Here is a 26,174-nt window from a genome sequence, read left to right on the forward strand (position 1 = left end):
GCGCGGCGGCCCCGGGGAGGGGGCAGCACGATCGACCAGGCCCGCCGCCGCCTGTTCGTGCCGTTCGTCGGACCCGCCTTCCTGCTGTATTCGATCCTGTTCGTCGTGCCCTCGGTGTACGCGATCTGGATCAGCTTCAACAAGTGGGCCGGTGCCGGTCCCATGGAGTTCGTCGGCCTCGGCAACTACGTGCGGCTGTTCAACGACAAGCTCTTCCTGCGCTCGTTCGGCAACACGCTGCTGCTGCTGTTCGTCGTCGGACTCGCGATCTTCGTGATCGCCTTCGCGCTCACCCTCGTGCTTCGCGACATGGCGGGCAAGAAGATCGCGCGCTCGGTGATCTTCTTCCCCCATCTGGTCAACGCGATGATCTTCGGCGTCCTCGCCGGGTTCATCTTCAACCCGGGCGGCCTGGTCAACACGCTGCTCGGCGCCTTCGGCGTCACCGATCCGCCCGCCTGGCTCTCGCAGGACAACCTGTTCCCGCTGATCATGGTCATGATGACGTGGATCACCACGGGATACTTCACGACGATCCTGATGGCGGGCGTCGACCGCATCCCGCCGTACTACTACGAGGACTGCGCCCTCGCCGGGGCGAACGCCTGGCAGCGTCTGCGCCACGTCATCCTGCCGCTGACCTGGGACGTGTTCGGCACGTGCGCCGTGCTGTGGACGATCTCGTCCGTCAAGATCTTCGAGATCATCTGGATCTTCGGCGGCTCGACCGGGGCGGGCATGCCGCCGACGCAGACCTGGACCACGGCGGTGTACACCTACGTCACCGCCTTCTCCGGCGAATCCGTGCCCGCGTACGGCGCGGCATCCGCCTCGGCCGTGCTGTCGCTCGCCCTCGTGTCGGTGCTGGTGCTGCTGCTGCGTCGCGTGATGAAGCGCGAAGCGATCGAATTCTAGGAGACATCGTGACTGCGACACTCACCGAAGACACCACCCGCACCATCGTGGTGCCCCCCGAGCACCGACGCCCCCGCCGCCGGAGCGGAGCCGCGATCGGCAACGACCGCAGCGTGATCCGCGCGATCGGCATCGTGCTGCTGTGGGCCTTCGTCGTGCTGAACGTGGCGTGGATGGTGTGGATGGTCATCCAGGCCTTCCGGGACACCCGCTCGATCCTCGCCGATCCCTGGGGACTGCCCACCTCGCTCGACCCGGTGAACTTCGTCACCGCGTGGACGGTCGGGGACTTCGCGACGGCGACGATGAACAGCGTCGTGACCACGCTCGTCTCGTCGTTCCTGACCGTGGCGCTCGCCGCACCCGCGGCGTACTACCTGAGTCGTGTCGAGAACCGGCTCACGAACTCGCTGACGATGTACTTCGTGCTCGGGCTCGGCATCCCCGCCCAGGTGATCGTCATCCCGCTGTTCGTCATGCTGAACGAGGTGTACCTCACCGACAGCCTGATCGGGCTCAACCTCGTGTACATCGGTGTCTCGATGCCGTTCACCGTGTTCCTGCTCACCGCCTTCTTCCGCTCGCTGCCGCTGGAGATGGAGGAGGCCGCGGCGCTGGACGGCACGACCGCCTTCGGCACCTTCTGGCGCATCACGCTGCCGCTGGCGAAGGGAGGCATCCTCACCGCCTTCGTGCTGCAGGTCATCTCGCACTGGAACGAGACCCTCCTCGCTCTGACGCTGCTGCAGTCCACCGAGAAGTACACCCTGCCCGTCGCGCTGATCTCCTTCATCCAGCAGCAGACGTACTCGGGTGCGGACTGGGGCGGCCTGTTCGCCGGACTCTGCATCGTCGTGCTGCCGATGCTGGCCATCTACCTGTGGCTGGGCCGCCGCCTCACGGAGGGACTGACCCTCGGCATGGGCAAGTGATGACGGCCGAGGGGCGCCCGAACCTGCTCGTGGTGATGGCCGACCAGCTCGGCGCGCACGTCATCGACCGCGATGAGGGATGGGTCGACACTCCGCACCTCGACCGGCTGCGCCGATCGGGGGCGGAGTTCACCCGCACCGCGGTGACCTTCCCGCTGTGCGTGCCGTCACGTGCCTCGCTTCTCACGGGGCGGATGCCGCACGAGCTCGGCGTCGGCGGCAACCGACACGGGGCGGCGGACGCGGAGCCGGGGGCTCGGCCCGACAGCATGGGGCACCTGCTCACCGCGGCCGGCTACGCCTGCGCCTACGCCGGGAAGTGGCACGCGATCTCGCCCAGCGCACCGCCGGATGCCGGATTCGAGGTGCTGCATCCGTTCGGCGATCGCGGTCTCGCCGACGCGGCCGTCGCGTGGCTGCGGGGACGGACGGATGCCGCGCGACCCTTCCTGCTGTTCGCCTCGTTCGACGATCCGCACAGCGTGTGCGAGTACGCGCGTCGCCAGCCGATGCCCTACGGCGATGTCGATCCAGGCGCGGGGCGCGACGCACCGCCGCTGCCGGCGAACTTCGAGCCCGCCCCGTTCGAGCCCGAGGCGGTGCGCTTCGAGAAGCACGCCGCCCAGCAGACCTACGGCACCGCCGAGTACACACCCGAGGAGTGGCGACTGTACCGCGCGGCCTACCGGCGGCTCGTCGAACGGGCGGATGCGCAGCTGGGGCGGATCCTGGATGCGCTCGACGACGCGGGCCTCACCGACACGACGCTGGTCGTCTTCACGAGCGATCACGGCGACGGCGACGCCGCGCACCGGTGGAATCAGAAGACGGCGCTGTTCGAGGAGTGCGTGCGCGTGCCGCTGATCGTGTCAGGGCCGGGCGTGGTGGCCGGACCGCGAACCAGCCCGGTATCGGCGGGACTGGACGTGCTGCCCACGTTGCTCGAGGCCGCCGGTGTGCCTGTGCCCGCCGCGCTGCATGGGCGAGCGCTGCCGTTCGCCGACCCCGCAGACGCCGGCGCGGCCGACGTCGATCCGATCGACGGCAGCGGGCATCCGCCTTCCGGGCGCATTGTCGGCGTCGAGACCCGGTTCGAGCGCGCAGACCCGCCACTCACCCGCGGCCGCGCGGTCTACCGCGGCCGGTACAAGTACACGGTGTACAGCTGGGGCCGTCATCGCGAGCAGCTGCACGACGTGGTCGCCGACCCGGGGGAACGCCGCAATCTCGCCGTCGAATCGACCTTCGACGCGGTGCGCGAGCAGATGCGGGCGAGCCTGCTGCAGTGGTGCATCGACACCGACGACCAGGAGTTCCTCAAGCTGGTTCCGCTGCCTGCCGCGGCCGAACCGGGCACGCAGGAGCGGATCTTCGCCGTCCCCTATTGAGCCGCAGCATCCCGAGAGGCGCTTGGTGCGCCTGACTCGGGCAAGCCCTTGAACCGACGGCCACTCGGGCGCACAATGGCCCCGTCGACGGATGAGAGGACGAGGCAATGGCGCACGGAGACATCACGCACATCGACATCCCGGTGACCGACATGCGACGCGCGAGCGACTTCTACGGAACCCTGTTCGGCTGGAGCATCGCCGAGATGCCCGGTTTCGAGGGCTACCCGATGTGGCAGGCCCCGAACGGGATCTCCGGCGGCGGGCTGGCGCCGCGCTCGGAGGGCTTCACGCAACCCCGCTCGTACGTCGAGGTCGACTCGATCGACGACACGATCGCCGCGGCGACGCAGGCGGGTGCGACGGTGGCGCTGGACAAGAGCCCGATCACCGACACCAGCTCCTGGGCCGTGATCGTCGACCCCGACGGCAACCACATCGGCCTCTACGAGGGCACGACCTGACCCCTCCGCTACTGCTTCCGGTATGAGTTCGTGCCGCTCCAGCGCGATTGATGCGGCACGAACTCATACCCGAGCGAGAGGCGGGGCGCGGGTCGAGGCGGCGGTAGCCTCGGGGGTCATGGGATCAGCGACGCACCACACATCGCGCACCGGCGCGGGGCTCGCCGTCGCGCTCGGGGCGGCGCTGTCGTTCGGCATGTCGGGGGCGTGGGCGCGCGGCCTGATCGACGCGGGATGGACGCCGGGCGCGGCCGTCACCGCCCGCATCTGGGTGGCCGCGCTGGTGCTGCTGGTGCCCGCCGTGCTGGCGCTGCGCGGGCGGTGGGGTCTGCTGCGCCGCAACGCCGGCATGATCGTCGCGTACGGCCTGCTCGCCGTCACCGCCACGCAGCTGTGCTACTTCCAGGCCGTCGCGGTGATGGACGTCGGCATCGCCCTGCTGATCGAGTACACCGCACCGGTCGCGGTGGTGCTCTGGCTGTGGCTGCGCCGCGGAGAGCAGCCCACACGGCGCAGCATCCTGGGCGCGGTCGTCGCCTTCCTCGGCCTGGTGCTGATGCTCGATGTGCTCACCGGGGCGCGGGTGGATGTCGGCGGCATCTTCTGGGCGCTCGCCGCGATGGTCGGGGCGGCGACGTATTTCGTGCTCTCCGCACGCGAAGACACCGGGCTGCCGCCGATCGTGCTCGCCGCCGCCGGTCTGCTGCTCGGCGGCGTCGGGCTGACGCTCGCCGGCATCGTGGGCGTGCTGCCCATGGCGTGGAGCTTCGCCGACGTCGGGTACCGATTCGGCACCCTGCCGTGGTTCGTCCCCGTGCTCGCGATCGGGGTGCTCGCCACCGCCCTCGCGTATGTGCTGGGCATCGCCTCGACGCGCATGCTGGGCTCGCGCCTGGCCTCGTTCATCGCGCTCGCCGAGGTGGTCGCGGCGCTGCTGTTCGGATGGCTGCTGCTGGGCCAGCTGCCCGCTCCGGTGCAGCTCGTCGGCGGTGTGCTGGTGCTGGCCGGCGTGGTGATCGTCAAGCTCGGCGAGCCCGCCGCCGCGGCTGAGCTCGTGGAGCCGCTTCCCGAATCGGCGCGCTGAGGACAGCACGCCAAGGGTGCTGTTTGTATACGCACGCAGCATCCGCGGCGCCAGAAGCTGGCATCCGGTCGTCGTTGTGTATACGCTGGCGTCATGAGCACTGTCGTCGATCGCCTCCGCGCGAGCGACCGCGCCTACGCCACGCTGCTCGAGGAGATCCAGTCGGGTGCCCTCGCCGCCGGCACCGTGCTCGCCGAGGTCGAGCAGGCCGCGCGACTCGGTGTCAGTCGTACGCCGATGCGCGAGGCGCTTCGCCGCCTCGCCGCCGACGGTCTGGTCGTGCAGCAGTCGCCGCGCGTCACCGTGGTCGCGGGCCTGGACGCCGACGACATCCGCTCCCTGTTCGAGATCCGCCGCGCCCTCGAGGAGACCTCCGCCCGCCTCGCCGCGCAGCGGGGGGATGCCCAGGTCTTCGGCGCCCTGGCGGACGAGTTCAGTCGCGTCGATCTCGCCGAGGTCGAGGGTCGGGATGCCTATTACGCCCTCATCGCACGTCTCGACGCCGGGCTCGACGCGGCCGTCGCCAACGACTATCTCAGCTCTGCGCTGCGCACCGTCCGCACGCACCTCGTGCGGGTGCGGCGCATGGCCCGCGACAAGCCCGACCGGCTCGCCGCCTCAGCGCGCGAGCATCTGCTGATCGCCCGCGCCCTGGCATCCCGCGACGCCGACCTCGCCGCGCACGCGACCCACATCCACCTCCACAACGCTCTCGAGAGCATCCTGCAGTCCCTCAGGGAAGGAACCCCATGACCGTCAACCACCACGTCCGCGTCTACCGCTCCGAAGAGGAGCTGCCCCGCGACGAGCAGCTTGCGTGGAAGATCGCCCAGGTCGCCGTCGACCCCGTCGAGGTCGAGCCAGAGGTCGTCGACATGATCATCAACCGCGTGATCGACAATGCGGCCGTCGCCGCGGCATCCCTCACCCGCGCCCCGATCAACGCGGCGCGCGCGCAGGCGTTCAGCCACCCGGTCTCGACCGGCGGCAAGGGCGCCACCGTCTTCGGATGCCCGCTCGACCAGCGCACCAGCCCCGAGTGGGCGGCGTGGGCGAACGGCGTCGCCGTGCGCGAGCTCGACTACCACGACACCTTCCTCGCAGCCGAGTACTCGCACCCCGGCGACAACATCCCGCCGATCGTCGCCGTCGCCCAGCATGTCGGATCCGACGGGCACGCCCTGGTGCGTGCGCTCGCCACCGGCTACGAGATCCAGGTCGACCTCGTCAAGGCGATCTCGCTGCACAAGCACAAGATCGACCACGTCGCGCACCTCGGCCCGTCGGCCGCCGCCGGCATCGGCACGCTGCTCGGGCTCGACGCCGAGACGATCTACCAGGCCATCGGCCAGGCGCTGCACACCACCACCGCCACCCGCCAGAGCCGCAAGGGCGAGATCTCGACCTGGAAGGCGCACGCGCCGGCCTTCGCCGGGAAGATGGCCGTCGAGGCGGTCGACCGGGCGATGCGCGGTCAGACCTCTCCGTCGCCGATATACGAAGGCGAGGACGGGGTGATCGCCTGGATGCTCGACGGCAAGGACGCCTCGTACGACGTGCCGCTGCCCGCGCCCGGTGAGCCCAAGCGCGCAATCCTCGACACGTACACCAAGGAGCACTCGGCCGAGTACCAGGCCCAGGCGATCATCGACCTCGCCCGCCGCCTCGGCACCGACAACCCCGCGCTGCGCGACCCCGCCAACATCGCGTCGATCGTGCTGCACACCAGCCACCACACCCACAACGTGATCGGCTCGGGTGCGGGCGACCCGCAGAAGTACGACCCCACCGCATCGCGCGAGACGCTCGATCACTCCGTGCCGTACATCTTCGCCGTCGCCCTGCAGGACGGCACCTGGCACCACGTCGACTCGTACACACCCGAGCGCGCGCAGCGCCCCGACACCGTTGAGCTGTGGCACAAGATCACCACGGTCGAGGATCCCGAGTGGACCCGCCGCTACCACTCCACCGACATCACCGAGAAGGCGTTCGGCGGTCGCGTCGAGATCACCCTGACCGACGGAAGCACCGTCGTCGACGAGATCGCCGTCGCCGACGCGCACCCGCTCGGTGCTCGTCCGTTCGCGCGGGAGAACTACATCCGCAAGTTCCGCGTCCTCGCGCAGCCCGTGCTCGACGCGGCCGAGATCGAGCGGTTCCTCGAGCTCGTGCAGCGCCTTCCCGAGCTCACCGCAGACGAGGTGCAGGAGCTCTCGATCGTCGCGAAGAAGGGTGTCCTGGCATCCGCCGACGCCCCGAAGGGGCTGTTCTGACCGTGCTGACCCGCTTTCGAATCGCTCAACTGGCCGGCGTTCAGCTGGTTCAGATGCCAGTTGGGCGATTCGAAAGCTGAAGGAGGATCCTGATGCTGTACGCCACCACCCCCGCGCACGAGAAGCGCCGCGCGTTCCGGGAGCGGCTCGCCGGCGGTGAGCTGCTGCGCTTCCCCGGCGCGTTCAATCCGCTCAGCGCCCGCCTCATCGAGCAGAAGGGCTTCGAGGGCGTCTACATCTCCGGCGCGGTGCTGTCGGCCGATCTCGGGCTGCCCGACATCGGTCTGACGACGCTCACCGAGGTCGCCGGTCGCGGGCAGCAGATCGCGCGCATGACCGAGCTGCCCGCCATCATCGACGCCGACACCGGATTCGGCGAGCCGATGAACGTCGCCCGCACGATCCAGACCCTCGAAGACGCCGGCCTCGCCGGCGCCCACATCGAAGACCAGATCAACCCGAAGCGCTGCGGTCACCTCGACGGCAAGGCGGTGGTCGACGCGGATACGGCGATCAAACGCATCCGGTCCGCGGTCGACGCGCGTCGTGACGAGAACTTCCTCATCATGGCGCGCACCGATATCGCCGCCGTCGACGGGCTGCAGGCGGCGAAGGACCGCGCCAAGGCGCTGGTGGATGCCGGTGCCGACGCGATCTTCCCCGAGGCGATGCGGTCGCTGGACGAGTTCGCCGCGATCCGGGATGCCGTCGACGTGCCGATCCTGGCGAACATGACCGAGTTCGGCAAGTCCGACCTGTTCTCGGTGGCGCAGCTGCAGGACGTGGGCGTGAACATCGTGATCTGGCCGGTGTCGCTGCTGCGCATCGCCATGGGCGCCGCGGGCCGCGCGCTCGACACGCTGAACGACGAGGGGCACCTGACCTCGAAGCTGGGCGAGATGCAGCACCGCGCCGATCTCTATGATCTGATCGACTACGAGTCGTACAACCACTTCGACTCGGGAGTCTTCAACTTCACCATCGAGCGAGGAGTGACCGAATGAGCGAATCCGAGATCAGGAAGGGCCTCGCGGGCGTGGTCGCCGATGTGACGGCGATCAGCAAGGTCAACCCCGAGACCAACAGCCTGCTCTATCGCGGGTACCCCGTGCAGGAGCTCGCGGCGACGCAGCCGTTCGAGGCCGTCGCGTACCTGCTGTGGCACGGTGAGCTGCCGACCGCAGCGCAGCTGGCCGAGTTCCGCACCACCGAGCGCAGGCACCGCGCTCTGACCCCCGAGGTGAAGGCCGCTGTCGACGCGCTGCCGCTCGACTCGCACCCGATGGACGAGGTGCGCACGGCCGTCAGCGTGATCGGCGCGTTCGAGACCGCGGGCACCGGCAGCGTGCTCGACGCGGTCGGCACACCCGAGCAGAACCTGCAGCGCAGCCTGCAGCTGTTCGCGGTGCTGCCGGCCGTCGTCTCGTACGGTCAGCGCCGACGCCGCGGGCAGGAGCTGATCGAGTCGCGCGACGACCTCGACTACGCCGCGAACTTCCTGTGGCTGACCTTCGGCGAAGAGCCCCACCAGGCGGTCGTCGACGCGTTCAACCGCTCGATGATCCTGTACGCCGAGCACTCGTTCAACGCCTCCACGTTCACCGCCCGGGTGATCACCTCGACGCTCAGCGACCTGTACTCGGCGGTCGTGGGCGCGATCGGCGCGCTCAAGGGACCGCTGCACGGCGGTGCCAACGAGGCCGTCATGCACATCTTCGACGAGATCGGCTCGGCCGACCGTGTCGAGGAATGGCTCGACGCCGCGCTCGCCGAGAAGCGCAAGATCATGGGCTTCGGGCACCGGGTCTACAAGCGCGGCGACTCGCGCGTGCCCACGATGAAGGCCGCGCTCGACACCCTCGTCGAGCACTACGACAGGCCCGACGTCGCCGAGCTGTACGAGAAGCTCGAGACCGAGTTCGTCGAGCGCAAGGGCATCTACCCGAACCTCGACTACCCCTCCGGTCCGGCGTACAACCTGATCGGGTACGACACGCTGACGTTCACGCCACTGTTCATCGCCGCGCGGATCGTGGGCTGGACCGCCCACATTCTCGAGCAGCAGGCCTCGAACGCCCTGATCCGCCCGCTGTCGGCGTACAACGGCGTCGACGAGCGGCACATCGAGCAGTACGAGCCCGACACCGCCGCGATCGAGGTGCAGGAGCGTCCGGAGGAAGCCGCCGGCTGACGGCATCCGCCCTCGCCTGGCCCCTCAGCGAAGCACGGCTGGGGGCGGGGCTACTGGCGATCGCGCGGGTGGGTGCCGGTGCGCTCGCCGGTCTCGAGGGCGGCGATCGCCGACAGATCGGCGGCGTCGAGCACGAAGCCGTCGAGATCGAGATTCTGGCGCAGGCGCTCCGGATGCACGGACTTGACCACCGCGGCACCGCCGAGCTCCATGTGCCAGCGGAGGATGACCTGGGCGACCGCCACCGAATGCTTCGCCGCGATGTCGGCGAGAGTCGGGTCGTCGAGCAGGCGGCCGCGACCGAGCGGACTCCACGCCTGCGTGACGATGCCGTGCTCGGCGTGGAACGCCCGCAGCTCGTGCTGCGGCAGCCACGGATGGGACTCGACCTGGTTGAGGGCGGGTGCGACGCCGGTCTCGTCGATGAGGCGGCGGAGGTCTTCGATCTCGAAGTTCGCCACGCCGATCGTGCGCACGCGCCCATCGTGCCGGAGGTCGATGAGCGCCCGCCAGACGTCGACGAACGCGCCCCGTGCCGAGCGCGGCCAGTGGATCAGGTACAGATCGAGCGGACCGATGCCGAGGTCGCGCTCGGACCGCGCGAAGTCGGCGAGAGCCTGCCCGGCGCTCTGCGCCGGGTCGCCCCAGAACTTCGAGGCGACGAGCAGCTCGTCGCGACGGCGCGACGAGCGGATCGCCTCGCCCAGCTCGCGCTCGTTGCCGTAGAACTGCGCGCCGTCCACGAGCCGGTACCCCGCATCGATCCCGGCGGTCACGACCTGGGCGGTCTGCTCGATCGGCACCTTGTAGAGGCCGAATCCGAGCGACGGCAGGCGGGTGCCGTCGTTGAGTGGGAGAGATGCGGGCATGCCGACATCCTGGCACGGTGCGCATCCGGGCGGAACGCGCCGGCGAAGCGGCGGCTCAGACGTGATCGCGCCACGAGTGCCGCGGCTCGAACCCCAGCAACTCGCGGGCGTGCTCGATCGACAGCAGCGTCTCGTTGTCGCCGACCTCCCTGGTGACTGGCACGCCGGGGAAGACCTCGGCGATCAGGTCGGAATTGCGCCGCGTCATGACGGTATCGGCCGCGGCGATGATGAAGCGGTCGAATCCGGGCTTCGCCACCTGCAGTGCGCGCTCCACTGCCTGCGCGCCGTCGCGCGCATCGATGTAGCCCCACAGGTTCCACTTGCGCAGGGTGGCGTCGGCGTCGAAGGACGGGAACTCGGCGTAGTCGTCGGGCACCATGACGTTCGAGAATCGCAGGGCCGTGATTGACAGATCCGGATGCCAGCGCACCAGCTCGCGTGCCAGCTGCTCTTCGAGGGTCTTCACCAGCGAGTAGACCGACTCCGGCCGCGCCGGATACTCCTCGTCGACGGGGATGTATGGCGGCGGCACGTCGAACGGGAGCCCCTGCACCGTCTCGCTGGACGCGTAGACGATGCGCCGGATGCCCAGGCGGACGGCTGCCCAGAAGACGTTGAACGTGGCGTTCATGTTGTTGTGGAACGTGGCGACGTCGGTGCGGATGCCCGGTGCGGGCACGGCGCCGAGATGGACGACGGCGTCGATGCCGTCGTGCTGGTCGCCGACCGCGGTGAACGCGTCGACGACCTGACCGTAGTCGGTGAGGTCGACCTGCACGAAGCCGGGGCCGCGTGTGCCCGAGATGTCCATGCCGATCACATCCCATCCGTTCGCTCGCAGTTCGCGGGCGACGACTGTGCCGAGCTTGCCCGATGATCCGGTGAGTGCGATGCGCATGAATCGAGGCCTTCCGTCCGTAGGGTGTTCTGCAACGCTATAGGTCTCGCCGGGGGTCGGCGGGCGCTTTGTGACGCTGACCCACCGTTGGCGTCCGCCACCTCCGATTATCTTGACAGCTATATAAATACATTCTAATGTCCGGACAAATGCGTTCGAGGTCGGTGTCGCAGTGCCGCGTGCCGGGGCGGATGCACTGATCCACCGCTGCAGGCGGGGGAGGAGGAATGTCATGTCTCGATTACCCGAGCATTCGCGGGCGGGGGCCGCGATCCTGGCCGCGGTCGCGCTGGCCGGAGGAGCACTGCTGCCGAGCTCGGCGAACGCCGCCCAGCAGGCCCACGGTCCGCACAGCGTCACCGTCCGCACCACCGGCAACTTGTACGGGACCAAGGCCGTGTACGAGCCGTTCCAGGATGCGCGCACCTACCGCCGTCCGCCGGCGAGCTACCGTCCGGTCCTCGTCGAGCACGTGGGACGGCACGGGTCGCGTCTGCTGTCGAGCAGGAAGTACGACGATCTGCTCTGGCAGCTCTGGCAGATCGCGCACGCTGACGGCGGGCTCACCGGGCTCGGCGAGCAGCTCGGCGACGACCTGCAGGAGATCATGGCCATTCATGAGGAGGTCGGCTACGGCGCGCTGAGCGCGCGTGGCGCTGCTGAGCAGCAGGGCATCGCCGAGCGCGCAGTGGCCCGCGTGCCCGGCGTCTTCGACGCGGCCGTGGCGGACGGCGCGCCCATCAGCATCGTCTCCTCCGGCGTGGATCGCGCCGTCGACAGCGCTGAGAACTTCGTCGTCGGCCTGCAGGAGGCCTACCCCGAGCTCGCCCCGCTCATCCAGCCCCAGGTCACGGATCGCGACCTGCTGTACTTCCACGACACCGACCCCGACTACCTCGAGTACGAGGAATCGGAGCAGCTCGCGGCCATCGACGATGCTCTCGAGCAGCTTCCGATCATCGCGGAGACCGCGCGCGATGTCGTGAGCAGGCTGTTCACCGCGGAGTTCATCGGTCGCGTCGACGCCGGGGAGTTCGACCTCGTCGATCAGGGCAAGGGCAAGACGCACCTGAAGTCCGTGGTCGACATCGCCTCCTTCGTCTACGAGCTGTACGTCATCGCTCCCGGCATGGATCAGGACGCCGCTGTCGACATGTCGCCCTACATGAGCGACGAGGACGCCGAGGTGTTCGCCTACCTGTCCGACGCAGCCGACTTCTACGAGAAGGGCCCGGCCTTCGCCGGCTCGGATGTCACCTACCGGATGGCGCACGTGCTGGTCGACGCCATGCTCGACTCGGTCGAGGCCGTCGCGGCCGGCGAAGAGGTTCCCGCGGCCGAGTTCCGCTTCGCCCACGCCGAGGAGATCATTCCTCTCGCCGCGCTGCTCGAGCTGCCAGGCAGCACCGTGCAGCAGCCCGAGGGAGAGCTGTTCGACTACGACGTGAACCCGTGGCGGGGTGCGCAGGTGGCTCCCATGGCCGCCAACCTGCAGTGGGACGTGTACGTGGGTCCCCGCGGCCGCACCATCGTGCGGATGCTGTACAACGAGCAGGAGACCGCGTTCCCCGACGACTGTGAGCCCATGCGCCCGGGAAGCATGTTCTACACGGCCGCCGAGCTCACCAGCTGCCTGGCTGACAAGCGCTGACGAACGACTCGGGGGCGGATGCTTCGGCATCCGCCCCCGAGTGCGTCACCCTCACTTGGCGACGAGCGTCGCTTCGAAGCTGTACATGTCGGGCCGGTAGCAGTGCGTGCCGAACTCGACGGCTCTGCCGGCCGCGTCGTAGGCGGTGCGCTGCATCGTCAGAAGCGGGCTGCCCGCGTCGATGTCGAGCAGCTGCGCCTCGTCGCCGTGCTCGCCGCGCGCGCCGATGCGCTGCTTGGCCACGCGGATGGTCACACCGCGGCTGCGCAGGATCTGGTACAGGCCCTGCTCCTCCAGCTGTGCGCGGGTGATGTCGGAGAGGTCTGCCGGCAGGAAGTTCTCCATCACGGCGACGGGGACGCCGTCGGTGCTCCGCAGCCGTCGCATGTACAGCACCGGCGACCCGGCAGCCACACCGAGATGCTCGGCCACCTCGTCGGTGGCGGGGCGGACATCGTGCTGCAGCACCTCGGTGGCGGGGGTGTGCTGCGTGCTGGCGAGGTCCTCGAACAGGCTGGTCAGCTCGACCTGCCGGGTCACCTGACCCTGCACGACCTGAGTGCCGATGCCGCGGCGCCTGACCAGCAGCCCCTTGTCCACGACCTCCTGGATGGCCCGGCGGATCGTCGGGCGCGACACGCCCAGCCGCCGGCCGATCTCGATCTCGTTCTCCAGCCGTGCCCCTGGCGGGATCTGCCCCGACTGGATCGCGGCCTCCAGGCGGCGCGAGACCTGGAAGTACAGCGGCACAGGACCCGCGCGGTCGAGGTCGTGGAACAGCTCGTCCGGCCAGACCGGTTCATCGTTCGGCATGCGGCGTCCCTCTCCTCGGCACTGATCCACGGCTCGCACCATTGTCAGGACAACAGTACCGCCGGTGGGCGGTGGCGGGGAGGCGGCGCGGGAATTCGCTGATCTCGAGGCCCGAGGCTTCCACCGCCGTCGCCGCATGTGATATTGTTAGGACAAATGAACGCGGCAATGGAGCGTGAAGATGAGTGGCAGTCCTGAGGTTCTGGCGATCGGCCGGCTCGGTGTGGATGTCTATCCCCTCGAGAACGGAGTCGGGCTCGAGCAGGTGAACACCTTCGGCAAATATCTCGGCGGCACTGCCGCCAACGTCGCCGTCGCGGTCGCGCGCTACGGGCACGAGGTCGAACTCGTCTCGCGTGTCGGCGACGACCCCTTCGGGCGCTATCTGCTCGCGGAGCTGCGACGCCTCGGCGTCGGGGAGAGGCTGGTCGCGACCGATCCCGGCCTGAAGACCCCGATCACGTTCTGCGAGCTCTTCCCTCCCGACGACTTCCCGCTGTACTTCTACCGGGAGCCCAAGGCTCCGGACATGAACGTCGACGTCGCCCAGCTGGATCTCGAGGCGGTCCGCGAGGCGAGGATCCTGTGGGTCACGGCCACCGGGCTCAGTGATGAGCCCAGCCGCCAGGCCCATCATGCGGCGATCGCCGCCCGGGACCGCATCCGCCACACCATCCTCGACCTCGACTACCGGCCGATGTTCTGGGACGACGCGTCCCAGGCCACCGCCCAGCTGGAGCGCGTCCTCGGCCAGGTCACCGTCGCCGTCGGCAACCGCGAGGAGTGCCTCGTCGCCGTCGGCGAGGACGACCCGGAGCGTGCCGCGGACGCCCTGCTGGAACGGGGCGTGGAGCTGGCGGTCGTCAAGCAGGGGCCCAGGGGCGTGCTCGCGAAGACGCGCGAGGAGACGGTCGAGGTGCCGGTGTACCACGTCGACGTCGTGAACGGGCTCGGTGCGGGGGACGCCTTCGGCGGCGCGCTGTGCCACGGCCTCCTCGAGGGGTGGAGCCTGGAGCGCATCATCGCCTTCGCCAACGTCGCCGGGGCCATCGTCGCCTCACGTCGGGAGTGCTCCACGGCCATGCCCGACGCATCCGAAGTCAACGCACTGCTGCAGGGAGCATGAGATGTCGGTGATCGGATCGGGGGAGTTCGCGCGGCTGCGCGACATCAGGGCCACGCAGCCGGAGCTGGTCTCGGCAGCGCTCGCGGCACGCAAGCGCCGCCCGCTGCTGCGCGGCGACCAGCGGCTGTTCTTCGTCGCCGCCGACCACCCTGCGCGCGGGGCGCTCTCCGTCGGAGGCGACCGGATGGCGATGGCCGACCGCTACGTCCTGCTCGAGCGACTCGTGATCGCGTTGAGCCATCCGGGCGTCGACGGAGTGCTCGGAACCCCGGATATCATCGACGACCTCGCGCTCCTGGGCGCCCTGGAGGACAAGATCGTCGTCGGGTCGATGAACAGGGGAGGCCTGCAGGGCTCCGGGTTCGAGCTGGATGACCGGTACACCGCCTACGACGTGCCGACCATGACCGAACGCGGGATCGATTTCGGGAAAGCCCTGGTGCGGATCGACCTGGACGACCCGGCGACCGCCGGCACGCTGGCGGCGACCGCCGAGGCGGTGACCGCCGCATCCGCGGCCGGGACGCCCATCATGCTGGAGCCGTTCATGAGCCGGCGACGCGACGGCCGGGTCGTGAACGATCTGACCCCGGACGCGGTCATCCGCTCCATCTCGATCGCCTCGGCGCTCGGCGCCGACAGCGCGTTCACGTGGCTGAAGCTGCCCGTCGTCGATGAGATGGAACGGGTGATGGCATCCACCACCATGCCGGCCCTGCTGCTGGGAGGCGACGCCGGCGACGATCCGGACGAGCGGTTCGCCTCCTGGGAGAATGCGCTCGGCCTTCCCGGCGTCCGCGGTCTCACCGTGGGACGCACGCTGCTGTACCCCGAGGACGGGGACGTCTGGGGCGCCGTCGATGCGGCGGCCCGACTGGTCCACCCGGCCTTCTCGATCGAAACATCCACCGAGGATCTCGGTGTGCACACCCTGAAGGAGAGAGCATGACGGTCACAGCCACCGCAGTCCGCACGATCGGACACTGGATCGACGCAGCGGAGCACGTACCCGACGGCTCTCGCACCGCCGACGTGTTCAACCCCGCCACCGGCACGGTGACGACCCGGCTCGCGCTCGCCGATGACGCGGTGATCGACCGCGCGATCGAATCCGCGCAGCGGGGCTTCGAGCAGTGGTCCGCATACTCCATCGCCAGGCGCCAGACCGTGCTCTTCGCGTTCCGCGAGCTGCTGAACGAGCGTCGTGACGAACTCGCCGCCCTCATCACCTCCGAGCATGGCAAGGTGCTCTCCGACGCGATGGGGGAGATCATGCGCGGGCAGGAGGTCGTCGAGCTGGCCTGCGGCTTCCCGCACCTGACCAAGGGTGAGTTCAGCGAGAACGCCTCCACCGGCGTGGACGTGTACTCGATCAAGCAGCCCCTCGGCGTGGTCGGGATCATCAGCCCGTTCAACTTCCCGGCCATGGTGCCGATGTGGTTCTTCCCCGTCGCGATCGCGGCAGGCAACGCCGTGATCCTCAAGCCCAGCGAGAAGGACCCCTCCGCGGCGATGTGGATCGCGCGGCTGTGGGCCGAGGCCGGCCTGCCCGAGGGGGTGTTCACGGTGCTGCAGGGAGACAAGGCGGCCGTGGACGGGCTGCTGAACGACCCGCGGGTGCAGTCCATCTCGTTCGTCGGCTCCACCCCGATCGCGCAGTACATCTACGAGCAGGCCTCCCGCAACGGCAAGCGCGTGCAGGCGCTGGGCGGTGCGAAGAACCACATGCTCGTGCTTCCGGATGCCGACCTCGACCTCGTCGCGGATCAGGCGGTCAACGCCGGGTACGGCGCCGCCGGCGAGCGCTGCATGGCGGTCTCGGTGGTGCTGGCCGTCGAGCCGGTCGCGGACGAGCTGATCGAGAAGATCGCCACGCGCATCAGCAGGCTCCGCGTGGGCGACGGCGCCGGAGCCGACGGGGTCGAACCGGACATGGGGCCCCTGATCACGCAGGAGCACCGGGACCGGGTCGCGTCGTACGTCGACATCGCCGAAGCCGACGGCGGCCGCATCGTGGTCGACGGCCGTCGGTTCGAGGCCGAGGGCTGCGAGAGCGGCTTCTTCTTCGGACCGACCCTGATCGACGACCTTCCGCTGGACTCTCAGGCGTACACAGACGAGATCTTTGGGCCGGTGCTTCAGGTCGTCCGCATCGGCAGCTTCCAGGAGGGGGTCGCGCTGATCAACTCCGGCAGGTTCGGCAACGGCACGGCCATCTTCACGAACGACGGCGGCGCCGCCCGCCGCTTCCAGCACGAGGTGCAGGTGGGCATGATCGGCATCAATGTGCCCATCCCGGTCCCCGTGGCGTACCACTCGTTCGGCGGATGGAAGCAGTCGCTGTTCGGCGACGCCAAGGCGTACGGCGTGCACGGGTTCGAGTTCTTCACCCGCGAGAAGGCGGTGACCGCACGGTGGATCGACCCGTCCCGGCGTGCCTCCTCCGAGCACGCCGGCATCAACCTCGGCTTCCCGCAGAACGATTGAGGGAGCGGCATGACAGAGCAGCGCTGGTTTCATCGGCGGGGCGCTCTCGCCCGCGACGGCTGGGAGAGCGTCGTGGACAGCGGACTGACAGGCTGGCAGCACACCGGCCTCCGTGTCGCGGAGCTGCACGGAACCGACGTGCTCCCTCTCGACGAGGAGGGTGTGGAGCGGATCATCGTCCCACTGCACGGGTCGTTCACCGTGACGCACGCGAACCATCCCGGCGGGGGCGAGACGCTGCTGCACGGCCGCAGGTCGGTCTTCCACGGCCCGACCGACGCGCTGTACCTGCCGAGCGGCGCAACGGCTGAGGTCCGCGGCGACGGACGCGTCGCCGTGGCGGAGGCTCCGAACGCGGAGACGCGCTCATGGCGGTACCTGCCGGCCGCCGACACGGCGGTCGAGCTGCGCGGCGCCGGGCGCTCCAGCCGGCAGGTGCACAACTTCGGCACCCCGGAGGCGCTGGACGCCGACAGGCTGATCGTGTGCGAGGTCATCACGCCCGCCGGCAACTGGTCGTCGTACCCACCGCACAAGCACGACGAGAGCGTGCCAGGACAGGAATCGCGGCTCGAGGAGATCTACTACTTCGAGGCGGCTCCGGAGCGCCGCGCCGACAGCCCCGAACCGGGCGCCGCGTTCGGACTCTTCTCGGCATACTCCTCACCGGCCGGCGAGATCGACGTCAACACCATGGTCCGCACGGGCGACATCGCCCTGGTGCCCTACGGCTACCATGGCCCTGCGGTCGCGGCACCCGGCTACGACCTGTACTACCTCAACGTCATGGCCGGCCCCGACGCGGACCGAGCCTGGCTCATCACCGACGATCCCGAGCACGCGTGGGTGCGCGGCTCCTGGGATGCGCAGGAGCCGGATAGCAGGCTCCCCTACCGCGACGAAGCAGGAGGATGACAGGAATGACCGCGACGAGACGGATGACTGCGGGCCAGGCGCTCGCCGAGTTCCTCGCACACCAGTGGACGGTCGACGGAGACCGCCGCGAGCGCACGATCGCCGGAGTCCTGGGCATCTTCGGGCACGGCAACGTGGCCGGACTCGGGCAGGCGCTGGCACAGGTGCACGCCGCCGATCCCGCGCTGCTGCCCTACCGTCAGGCCCGCAACGAGCAGGCGATGGTGCATCAGGCGGTGGGATACGCGCGCATGCACCGCCGCCGGGGCACCCTGGCATGCACGGCATCCGTGGGGCCGGGAGCCGCGAACATGATCACCGGCGCCGCACTGGCGACCTCGAACCGCCTTCCGGCGCTGCTGCTGCCCAGCGACACCTTCGCGACGAGGGTGTCCGATCCGGTGCTGCAGCAGCTCGAGCATCCGCACGATCCGGGCGTGCAGGTCACCGACGCCTTCCGGCCGGTGTCGCGGTTCTTCGACCGCGTGCAGCGGCCGGAGCAGCTGTACTCCATCGCGCTCGGCGCCATGCGGGTGCTCACCGACCCTGCTGAGACGGGGGCGGTCACGATCGCGCTCCCCGAGGACGTGCAGGCCGAGGCGATGGACGTGCCGCTGGAGTTCCTCCAGGAGCGGGAGTGGCACGTCCGGCGCCCGCTGCCGGAGGCGGGCCCGCTCGCGCGCGCCGTGGCCGCGATCCGCGCGGCACGCCGCCCGCTCATCGTGGCAGGTGGCGGGGTGCTCTACTCGGGGGCGGAGGACGAGCTGCGCGAGTTCGTCGCCGACACCGGCATCCCGGTAGCCACCACCCAAGCCGGCGGGGGCTCGCTCAGCTGGGACCACCCGCAGTACCTGGGCGGCGTCGGAGCGACCGGCAGCACCGCCGCGAACCGGCTGGCAGCCCACGCGGATGTGGTGGTGGGCATCGGCACGCGGTACAGCGACTTCACGACCGGGTCGCGCACGGCGTTCCGCGACCCGGACGTCGTCTTCGTGAACATCAACATCTCGTCGTTCGACGCCTACAAGCACGGCACGCAGCTGCCGGTGATCGCCGACGCGCGGGAGACGATCGCCGCGCTGCGCGGAGCGCTCGCCGGCTGGCGGGTGCAGGCGGATCATGCCGAGACGGCAGCCCGCGAGAAGGCGGAGTGGGACGGGATCGTCGATGAGGCGTTCGCCCCGTCCGGACTGACCCTGCCCGGTCAGCCGGAGATCATCGGGGCCGTGCAGGCCGCCGCCGCCCCCGAGGACGTCATCGTGCAGGCCGCCGGCTCGCTGCCCGGCGACCTGCACAAGCTCTGGCGCGTGCGCGACCCGCTCGGCTACCACGTGGAGTACGCGTTCTCCTGCATGGGGTACGAGATCGCCGGGGGACTGGGGGCCAAGCGCGGGCTGCTGGCCGACGGCGACGATCGGGACGTGATCGTGATGGTCGGCGACGGCTCCTACATGATGCTCAGCACCGAGCTGGCTACCGTGGTCGCGGAGGGCATCAAGATCATCGTCATCCTCGTGCAGAACCACGGCTTCGCGTCCATCGGCCACCTCTCCGAGACCGTCGGCTCCGCCCGGTTCGGCACGAAGCACCGCATGTACGACTCTCAGGCCGGCGACTTCCAGGGCGATGCGGTGCTGCCCGTCGATCTGGCGATGAACGCACGCAGCTACGGCCTCGACGTCATCGAGATCGCGCCCTCTCCGGATGCGATCTCCGACCTCGGTGCGGCGATCGCGCGGGCCAAGGCCGCCGACCGTGCGACCTTCATCCACATCAACAGCGACCCGCTGCGCTACGCGCCGGAGGGAGAAGGCTGGTGGGACGTGCCCGTCGCCGAGGTCGCGCAGATGGACTCCACACGCGAGGCCAGGGCGCAGTACGAAGCGCAGGTCGCCGTTCAGCGTCCGCTGCTCGGGGCGGCACCGGCGAGCGCCCCGGTATCCGCGCAGGCGGACGGATCCGGCTCGTGAACGCCACGGTCGCGGGAGCGCCGGTCAGCTACGGTGTGTTCGAGCTGACTCCCGAAGGCGCGGAGACGGTGTCGCCGGATGCCATGGGGGAGTCGCTGCAGGCGACCGGCTATCGCGGGATCGATCTCGGCCCGCTCGGGTACCTCGGCCGGGGCCGCGAGCTGCGCGCCAGGCTGGCCAGGTTCGAGCTCGAACTCGCCGGCGGCTGGGTGCAGCTGCCGTTCAGCGATGACGAGGCGTTCGCGGCATCCCTCCCGGACCTCGATGACGCCCTGCGGGTCTTCTCGGATGCCGCGGAGGCGGCCCCGCAGAGGCTGCCCCTCCCCACGCTCGCCGACAGCGGCTCGGCTGCCAGGACGGCGGCGCCGGGAAGGGGCGCGAGCGCCGACCCGCTCACCCGAGCGCGTGCGGAACGCCTGCAGCGCAACGTCGGCCGCGCGGCGGCGACGGTGCGCGCCGCGGGGTTCGAGCCCACCTTCCATCACCACGCGGGGACATTCGTCGAGTCACCCGATGAGATCGACGCCTTCCTCGCGCACACCGATGTGGGTCTGACCCTCGACGTCGGGCACCTCGTGCTCGCCGGGGGAGACCCTCTCGAGGGCGTGCGCAGCTGGGGCGGGCGCATCAACCATCTGCATCTGAAGGATGTCGACCGCGCCCGGGTCGCCGGCATCCTCGCCGCGGGTGGCGGGATGGCGGAGGTGTGGTCCGGCGGGGCGTTCGTCGCCTTCGGCCGCGGCGACATCGATCTGTCCTCGGTGATGGAGCCGCTCGTCGCAGCCGGGTTCGACGGCTGGGTGGTCGTCGAGCAGGACGTGCTCAACGGGCCCGACGTGGCGATCGACGCGTTCCTGCGCGAGCGCACCGCCGACCAGCGCGTCAACCGCGACGCGCTGCTGCCGTGGCTGTGAGAAATCCGACGAGAAAGCAGGAAAACGCAATGACCATTCGCTTCGGCCTGATCGGAACGGGACGCATCGGCCAGGTCCACGCGGCCAACATCGCTCGCAGCGACGACGCGACGCTGAGCTGGATCGCCGATCCCTTCGTCGACGGCGCCCGCCGCGTGTCGGAGCGGTTCGGCGGTGCGGTCACGTCCGACCCCGGGGAGCTGCTGGCTTCCGGCGAGGTCGATGCTGTCCTGGTCGCCTCGCCCACGCCCACCCACATCGACCTCATCGCCAGGTCGATCGAGCGGGGCCTCCCGGTGCTGTGCGAGAAGCCGATCGACCTCGACATCGCGCGCGTCGACGCGCTGCGTGAGACGGTCCGCTCCGCCGGTGTTCCGGTGGCGCTCGGCTTCAACCGCCGATTCGATCCCGCGTTCGCGAGTGTGCGCGCCCGGGTGACGGCGGGTGAGATCGGCTCCCTGGAGCAGCTGACGATCGTCAGCCGCGACCCCGCGCCGCCGCCCGCCGCCTACATCGCCGAGTCCGGCGGGATCTTCCGCGACATGACCATCCACGACTTCGACATGGTGCGGTTCTTCCTGCCGGAGATCGTCGAGGTCTCCGCCGCCGGCTCGGCGCTGTTCGACGAGGGCGCCCGCGAGCACGGCGACTTCGACAGCGCGGTGGTGACGCTGCGCGATCGATCCGGAGCGATCGCCACCATCATCAACTCGCGGCACAGCGCCGTCGGCTACGACCAGCGGCTGGAAGCGTTCGGGCCTACCGGGTCGCTGTCCGTCGCCAACGCCGCGACGAGTCTGGTCAGTCTGTCGACTGCCCAGACGGTGGAGGCGAAGCCTCCCTACCAGGACTTCTTCCTGGAGCGCTACGCGCAGGCGTACATCGACGAGCTGCACGAGTTCGTCAGGCTGGTGCGCGGCGAGGAGTCCACTTCGCCGACGTTCGAGGACGGGCGTGCGGCGCTGGTCCTGGCCGATGCGGCTCAGCGCTCGGCGACCGAGCACCGCGTGGTCTCGATCGATCCGGCTGAATGACCTCGAGCGGCGGCGGTCGCCGGGACCGCCGCCGCTCGATGCCGTCCTCAGCGACCGTGCAGGGTCCAGAGGTCCTGCCATTCGGCGAGGGTGCTGTGATCGTCGGCCGCGGTCGCAGGGTCGGGATCGAAGACCTGATCGCGCGACTGCGCGATGCCCGACGGCTCGGCATCCGAGGCGGCGATCGCCGCGTTGGTGGAGAACTTGCCGTCGACCAGCTGCGGGCCGATGCCCTTCTCCGTGAGCAGGTACTGCACGAACAGCTTCGATGCGTTCGGGCTGCTCGTGCCGGTCGCGATCACCGCCACCTTCGTGTACGAACGGCCCAGCCACGGCGTGATCCCCTCGCACAGACCGAGGTGGTAGCCGGCGTCGGCGTTCGACCGGTACTCCGCGGTGCTGACCATCCCCACCGGCGGGGCTGCCTGGCCGGATGCGCCGATCGCCTCGGCGACGTCGCCTCCGGACTGCTTGAGAATGGGCTCGTTGGCGCCCAGCGCGGCCAGCCACTGTGCGGTAGCGCTCTGCTCCGAGGTGTCGATGGTCTTGCTGAAGTGCTCCTGATAGGCGGCGGCGACCTCGTCGTCCGCGTGGGTCTGCATCTGATTCACCCAGTACAGGAAGTCCGCCCGCAGCAGCGGGTCCGACAGCGCGACCCGTCCCTTCCACTCCGCGTCGGTGAGTGCCCACATGTTGTCGACAGGGCAGGTGTCGCCGTAGGTCTCGGTGTTGTAGGTCCAGGCATCGATCTCGGTGGTGATCGCCAGCGGTGACCGGTACTGCTCCGGGACCTCGTCGAACCCGGAGGGTGGGAACCAGCTGGTCGCCGCCTTCGAGGGGATCAGCTCGGCGCTCACGGCGGGCTCGTCCGTCATCAGGTAGACGTCGCCCTGCACGTTGCCGCTCTGGGCCTCCCTGGTCATGATCTCCTGCTGCTCGTTGGCCTTAGCCTTGACGCCGGTGGCCTTCACGCCGTACTCGGCGGTGAAGGCCGCGGCGATGTCGACGATCTTGCCGGAGACGTCGTATACGACGATCGGGTCCTCCTTCTCGGCGGCCGCGATCAGCGCCTTGAGAGAGTATTCGTCATCCGGGATGCCGAGCGCCGGCGCGTCGGCATCGGGAGCCGGTGGTGCCGACGACGGGGTGCACCCCGTCAGCACGAGCGCGGCACCCATGGCGGTCACGGCGACTCTGGCAGCGCCTCGGACGATCACGGTGCCTCTGGCGCGAGGGCGGGGCGGGGTGGCAGTGAGCATGGCTCTCCTTTGTTGATGGTCGGTCGATCGATGGGTCGGCGGATGCCCGTATCGACGGGCCCCGCATGGTCGGCGGGGGCGACGCTCTCGCGAGATGCCCGGGACTCAGAACTCGTCATCGTCCTCTTCCTTGTCGGACTCGTCCAGCCACCAGCGCGCAGAGGTCACCTTCGGGTCGAGCGTGAGCCGGCTGACCGCGCGCTCCAGCGGCTCGGGGTCCAGCTGCGTCGAGCGGAGCTCGGCGAGGAGCGCGACACGGCCTTGCTTGGTGTGCGAGGTGGTGACCGCCGTGAGGTGGTACTCCGGACGGCTGAGGGTCTGCAGCAGCAGTGCGCGCACGCGCGGCTCGGCCTTGTCGTTCGTCATGACCTCGAAGGCGAACTGCGAAGGGGTGAGCTCGGACTTCGCGGTGGGCGTGAGCTGCCGACCGCTTCGCCGGTTGACCACCCGCCCCAGAGGGCGGAGGAAGATGTTCGCCAGCACGATGAGACCGGTGCCGACCACGGCGATGATGTACATCCCGGTGCCGGCGAGGCAGCCGATGGCGGCGGAGCACCAGAGCGTGGCGGCGGTGTTCAGACCGCGGATGTTCAATCCCTCGCGGATCATCACGCCTGCGCCGAGGAACCCGATCCCGGACACGACCTGAGCAGCGACTCGCGTCGGGTCGGCGGTGCCGTCGGGGGTGAAGCCGTAGGCTCCCATCACAACGAACAGTGCTGCCCCGACCGACACCAGCGCATTCGTGCGCAGGCCCGCCCGGCCTGCGCGCCACTGCCGCTCGAGTCCGACGCATGCACCCAGGGTGAGACTGAACAGGATGCGGATGCCGACCTCGAGCTCGCTGGGCACCCCCAGGGGGAAGATCTCACTTAAGACCGAATGTAAGGACATTTGCACATAATAGGCTCCCAGCCGCGCGAACTCAAGAGGGGCAAGGGTCTGAGGGCGGGCGGAACAGTGATCGCGAAGCCCGGGCTGGCATTCGGCGCTAGTTGTGCTATTGTCAGGACATGACGCAAGCCAGTTGTTGACAGCGTCGGCGGGACACCCCGCTTCCCGAGCATAAGGATGTGCGATGGAAACCGATCACACGCGAACGCGAGGCGTGCAGCGATGAGCAGAACACTTCTCGACGCGCCACGGCCGCAGGCACTGCCCCCGGTGGAGCCGGAGCCCTCATCTTCCCAGGCACGGCCCCGTGGAGGCGGCCTCTATCGCCTCAAGGTCGCTCTGCGCGAGCCGACGACCATCGTCGGGGTTCTGGCGCTGGCGCTCTTCACTTACCTCATCGTCGTGCCGATCATCAGCATGCTCAGCGACGCCGCACTCGTGCAGTACGGCGACGAGTCGCGGAGCGGGCAGAACTTCGGTGAGCTCACGGCGTACTACCTGCAGCGCGTCTTCGCATCGCCGCTGTCAGCGACGATCTTCTGGCGCCCGCTGGGGAACACGCTGACGATCGCGTTCGGAGCGATCGCGTTCGCCGTGCTCATCGGCGGAACGATGGCCTGGCTGCTCAGCCGCACGAACATGTGGGGGCGCAAATGGTTCGCCACCGCGCTGATCGTGCCCTACATGCTCCCGGCCTGGACCTTCGCGCTCGCCTGGACGAGCCTGTTCAAGAACCGTCGCATCGGCGGGCAGGCCGGCTGGCTGGAGTCGCTCGGCTTCGAGCCGCCGGACTGGCTGTCGTACGGTCAGGTGCCGATCATGGTCGTCCTGGCGCTGCACTACACACCGTTCGTCATCCTGCTCTTCGGCAATGCGCTGCGCCGGTTCGACTCGCAGCTGGAGGACTCCGCACGAATCCTCGGCGCACGTCGCTTCACCGTCACCATGCGCGTGATCCTGCCCCTGATGCGGCCGTCCCTCATCTCGGCCATCATCCTGATCTTCGCGAAGTGCCTCGGCGAGTTCGGCGTCGCCTACGTGCTCGGCATGCCCGTGCAGTACGAGGTGCTCTCCACATCGCTGTACCGCAACATCTCGTCGCGGCAGACCGGCGTCGCCGCGGTCCTCGCCGGCGCGATCATCCTGATCGGGGTCATCTCGCTGCTGGTGGATGCGCGACTGGTGCGAGAGGGCAAGCGCTTCGTCACGGTCGGATCCAAGGGTTCGATGAATCGGCTGTCGGACCTCGGCAGGTGGCGCGGTGCGGCGACCGCAGGCGCCAGCCTGGTCTTCGCGATCAGCGTGGCCATCCCGCTGCTGACGCTGTTCCTGTCGACGGTGATGCGCAAGCCCGCCGACTTCTCACCGGGCAACTTCACGCTCGACTTCTGGATCGGTCAGGGGCTGAAGACGGTCGCTCTGCCGCAGGGCATCCTCCTGACACCGGAGTTCTGGGCCGCCGCGTGGAACACGCTGTGGATCGTCGGCCTCGCCGCGATGACATCCGGCGTCCTCGGCCTGCTCGTCGGATACGTCGTGGTGCGCACCCCGGTGAAGTTCGTCGGAGCGGCGCTCAGGCAGATCACCTTCTTCCCGTACCTGGTGCCGGGCATCGCGTTCGCTGTGGCGTATCTCTCGCTGTTCGCGGTGGCGCGAGGTCCCGTCCCCGCGCTGTACGGCACTGCGGCGATCCTGGTGCTGGCGTTCATCGCTGAGCAGATGCCCTACGCGTCCCGCGCCGGCATCTCGGCGATGATGCAGCTCGGCAAGGAGCCCGAGGAGGCGGCCCAGGTGGCCGGAGCCGGATGGTGGAAGCGCATGACGCGCATCGTCATCCCGATCCAGAAGGGATCTCTCGCCACCGGCGTGCTGCTCCCGTTCATCTCCGGTGTGAAGGGGCTGAGCCTTGTCGTCATCCTCGCCGTGCCGGGAACCCACGTCCTGACGACCTACTCGCTGCAGCTCGTCGACTACGGATACAACCAAGCGGCGAACGCTGTGGTTCTGATGGTGGCGGCGATCGCCTTCTTCGGGACTCTCTTTGGACAGAAGCTCACCAGGAGCAACTTGGCGGAAGGGCTGGGTGGCTGA

The 26,174-nt window shown here is 69.3% G+C and carries 23 protein-coding genes; 18 read left to right on the forward strand and 5 right to left on the reverse strand.

Going from position 1 to position 26,174, the window contains the following annotated elements; translation table 11 throughout:
* The 9 genes from H9633_RS07005 to H9633_RS07045 form a co-directional block, all read left to right on the forward strand.
* Nucleotides 1-915, forward strand: a 915-nt coding sequence (locus tag H9633_RS07005) for a carbohydrate ABC transporter permease (RefSeq protein WP_191712962.1), incomplete at its 5' end; no start/stop codon positions are given.
* 8 nt (nt 916-923) lie between these two features.
* On the forward strand, nt 924-1,847 hold the full coding sequence (locus tag H9633_RS07010) for a carbohydrate ABC transporter permease (RefSeq protein ID WP_083428651.1): 924 nt from the start codon (nt 924-926) through the stop codon (nt 1,845-1,847).
* Nucleotides 1,847-3,235 (forward strand): sulfatase family protein, encoded by a 1,389-nt coding sequence (locus H9633_RS07015; RefSeq protein WP_071642172.1) that lies wholly within the window; start codon nt 1,847-1,849, stop codon nt 3,233-3,235. The genes H9633_RS07010 and H9633_RS07015 overlap by 1 nt, the downstream gene beginning before the upstream one ends.
* Before the next feature lie 107 nt (nt 3,236-3,342).
* On the forward strand, nt 3,343-3,699 hold the full coding sequence (locus tag H9633_RS07020; RefSeq protein ID WP_071642173.1) for a VOC family protein: 357 nt from the start codon (nt 3,343-3,345) through the stop codon (nt 3,697-3,699).
* Nucleotides 3,700-3,817: 118 nt separating this feature from the next.
* Nucleotides 3,818-4,783 (forward strand): EamA family transporter, encoded by a 966-nt coding sequence (locus tag H9633_RS07025; RefSeq protein WP_191712582.1) that lies wholly within the window; start codon nt 3,818-3,820, stop codon nt 4,781-4,783.
* A gap of 93 nt (nt 4,784-4,876) precedes the next feature.
* The gene (locus H9633_RS07030) at nt 4,877-5,536 is read left to right on the forward strand and encodes a GntR family transcriptional regulator (protein WP_191712583.1); all 660 of its coding nucleotides are present in this window, start codon (nt 4,877-4,879) and stop codon (nt 5,534-5,536) included.
* Complete coding sequence (locus H9633_RS07035) at nt 5,533-7,059, forward strand: MmgE/PrpD family protein (protein WP_191712584.1); 1,527 nt, start codon at nt 5,533-5,535, stop codon at nt 7,057-7,059. The genes H9633_RS07030 and H9633_RS07035 overlap by 4 nt, the downstream gene beginning before the upstream one ends.
* 92 nt (nt 7,060-7,151) lie before the next feature.
* Nucleotides 7,152-8,063: a methylisocitrate lyase gene (prpB, locus tag H9633_RS07040; protein WP_071642177.1), complete on the forward strand. Its 912-nt coding sequence runs from the start codon at nt 7,152-7,154 to the stop codon at nt 8,061-8,063.
* Nucleotides 8,060-9,250 (forward strand): bifunctional 2-methylcitrate synthase/citrate synthase, encoded by a 1,191-nt coding sequence (locus H9633_RS07045; protein WP_191712585.1) that lies wholly within the window; start codon nt 8,060-8,062, stop codon nt 9,248-9,250. Before prpB ends, H9633_RS07045 begins: the two co-directional genes overlap by 4 nt.
* Before the next feature lie 50 nt (nt 9,251-9,300).
* Here H9633_RS07045 and H9633_RS07050 read toward each other — a convergent pair whose 3' ends face one another.
* Nucleotides 9,301-10,119 (reverse strand): aldo/keto reductase, encoded by an 819-nt coding sequence (locus H9633_RS07050; protein ID WP_191712586.1) that lies wholly within the window; start codon nt 10,117-10,119, stop codon nt 9,301-9,303.
* Nucleotides 10,120-10,174: 55 nt separating this feature from the next.
* A complete protein-coding gene (locus H9633_RS07055) occupies nt 10,175-11,020 on the reverse strand; it encodes an NAD-dependent epimerase/dehydratase family protein (protein WP_191712587.1) in 846 nt (281 codons plus the stop codon).
* 232 nt (nt 11,021-11,252) lie between these two features.
* On the opposite strand from H9633_RS07055, the gene H9633_RS07060 reads away from it, so the two are divergent.
* Nucleotides 11,253-12,671, forward strand: a complete 1,419-nt coding sequence (locus tag H9633_RS07060) for a histidine-type phosphatase (RefSeq protein WP_191712588.1) — start codon at nt 11,253-11,255, stop codon at nt 12,669-12,671.
* A gap of 51 nt (nt 12,672-12,722) precedes the next feature.
* Here H9633_RS07060 and H9633_RS07065 read toward each other — a convergent pair whose 3' ends face one another.
* Entirely contained in the window at nt 12,723-13,484 is a 762-nt protein-coding gene (locus H9633_RS07065) for a GntR family transcriptional regulator (RefSeq protein ID WP_191712589.1), read from the reverse strand.
* A gap of 181 nt (nt 13,485-13,665) precedes the next feature.
* Here H9633_RS07065 and iolC point away from each other — a divergent pair, with 181 nt between their 5' ends.
* The 7 genes from iolC to iolG are packed head-to-tail and all read left to right on the forward strand — an operon-like array spanning nt 13,666 to nt 21,930.
* Nucleotides 13,666-14,610 (forward strand): 5-dehydro-2-deoxygluconokinase, encoded by a 945-nt coding sequence (gene iolC, locus H9633_RS07070; protein ID WP_191712590.1) that lies wholly within the window; start codon nt 13,666-13,668, stop codon nt 14,608-14,610.
* Nucleotide 14,611: 1 nt separating this feature from the next.
* A complete protein-coding gene (locus tag H9633_RS07075) occupies nt 14,612-15,559 on the forward strand; it encodes a Cgl0159 family (beta/alpha)8-fold protein (RefSeq protein ID WP_191712591.1) in 948 nt (315 codons plus the stop codon).
* On the forward strand, nt 15,556-17,097 hold the full coding sequence (locus H9633_RS07080; protein WP_191712592.1) for a CoA-acylating methylmalonate-semialdehyde dehydrogenase: 1,542 nt from the start codon (nt 15,556-15,558) through the stop codon (nt 17,095-17,097). Before H9633_RS07075 ends, H9633_RS07080 begins: the two co-directional genes overlap by 4 nt.
* A gap of 9 nt (nt 17,098-17,106) precedes the next feature.
* The gene (gene iolB / locus H9633_RS07085) at nt 17,107-18,012 is read left to right on the forward strand and encodes a 5-deoxy-glucuronate isomerase (RefSeq protein ID WP_191712593.1); all 906 of its coding nucleotides are present in this window, start codon (nt 17,107-17,109) and stop codon (nt 18,010-18,012) included.
* Nucleotides 18,013-18,017: 5 nt separating this feature from the next.
* Nucleotides 18,018-19,982, forward strand: a complete 1,965-nt coding sequence (gene iolD, locus H9633_RS07090) for a 3D-(3,5/4)-trihydroxycyclohexane-1,2-dione acylhydrolase (decyclizing) (RefSeq protein WP_191712594.1) — start codon at nt 18,018-18,020, stop codon at nt 19,980-19,982.
* Complete coding sequence (locus H9633_RS07095) at nt 19,979-20,896, forward strand: sugar phosphate isomerase/epimerase family protein (RefSeq protein WP_191712595.1); 918 nt, start codon at nt 19,979-19,981, stop codon at nt 20,894-20,896. The genes iolD and H9633_RS07095 overlap by 4 nt, the downstream gene beginning before the upstream one ends.
* Before the next feature lie 29 nt (nt 20,897-20,925).
* Nucleotides 20,926-21,930 carry an inositol 2-dehydrogenase gene (iolG, locus tag H9633_RS07100; protein WP_191712596.1) on the forward strand — a complete coding sequence of 335 codons (1,005 nt, stop codon included), beginning with the start codon at nt 20,926-20,928 and terminating at the stop codon, nt 21,928-21,930.
* Between the two features lie 47 nt (nt 21,931-21,977).
* Here the strand turns inward: iolG and H9633_RS07105 are convergent, their stop codons facing one another.
* Both H9633_RS07105 and H9633_RS07110 read right to left on the reverse strand, forming a co-directional pair.
* On the reverse strand, nt 21,978-23,189 hold the full coding sequence (locus tag H9633_RS07105; RefSeq protein WP_191712597.1) for an ABC transporter substrate-binding protein: 1,212 nt from the start codon (nt 23,187-23,189) through the stop codon (nt 21,978-21,980).
* A 105-nt stretch (nt 23,190-23,294) separates the two neighbouring features.
* Nucleotides 23,295-24,083 (reverse strand): MgtC/SapB family protein, encoded by a 789-nt coding sequence (locus H9633_RS07110; RefSeq protein WP_191712598.1) that lies wholly within the window; start codon nt 24,081-24,083, stop codon nt 23,295-23,297.
* 222 nt (nt 24,084-24,305) lie between these two features.
* On the opposite strand from H9633_RS07110, the gene H9633_RS07115 reads away from it, so the two are divergent.
* Nucleotides 24,306-26,174 (forward strand): ABC transporter permease, encoded by a 1,869-nt coding sequence (locus H9633_RS07115; protein WP_191712599.1) that lies wholly within the window; start codon nt 24,306-24,308, stop codon nt 26,172-26,174.

This window comes from Microbacterium commune (assembly GCF_014836945.1).
Taxonomy (GTDB): Bacteria; Actinomycetota; Actinomycetes; order Actinomycetales; family Microbacteriaceae; genus Microbacterium; species Microbacterium commune.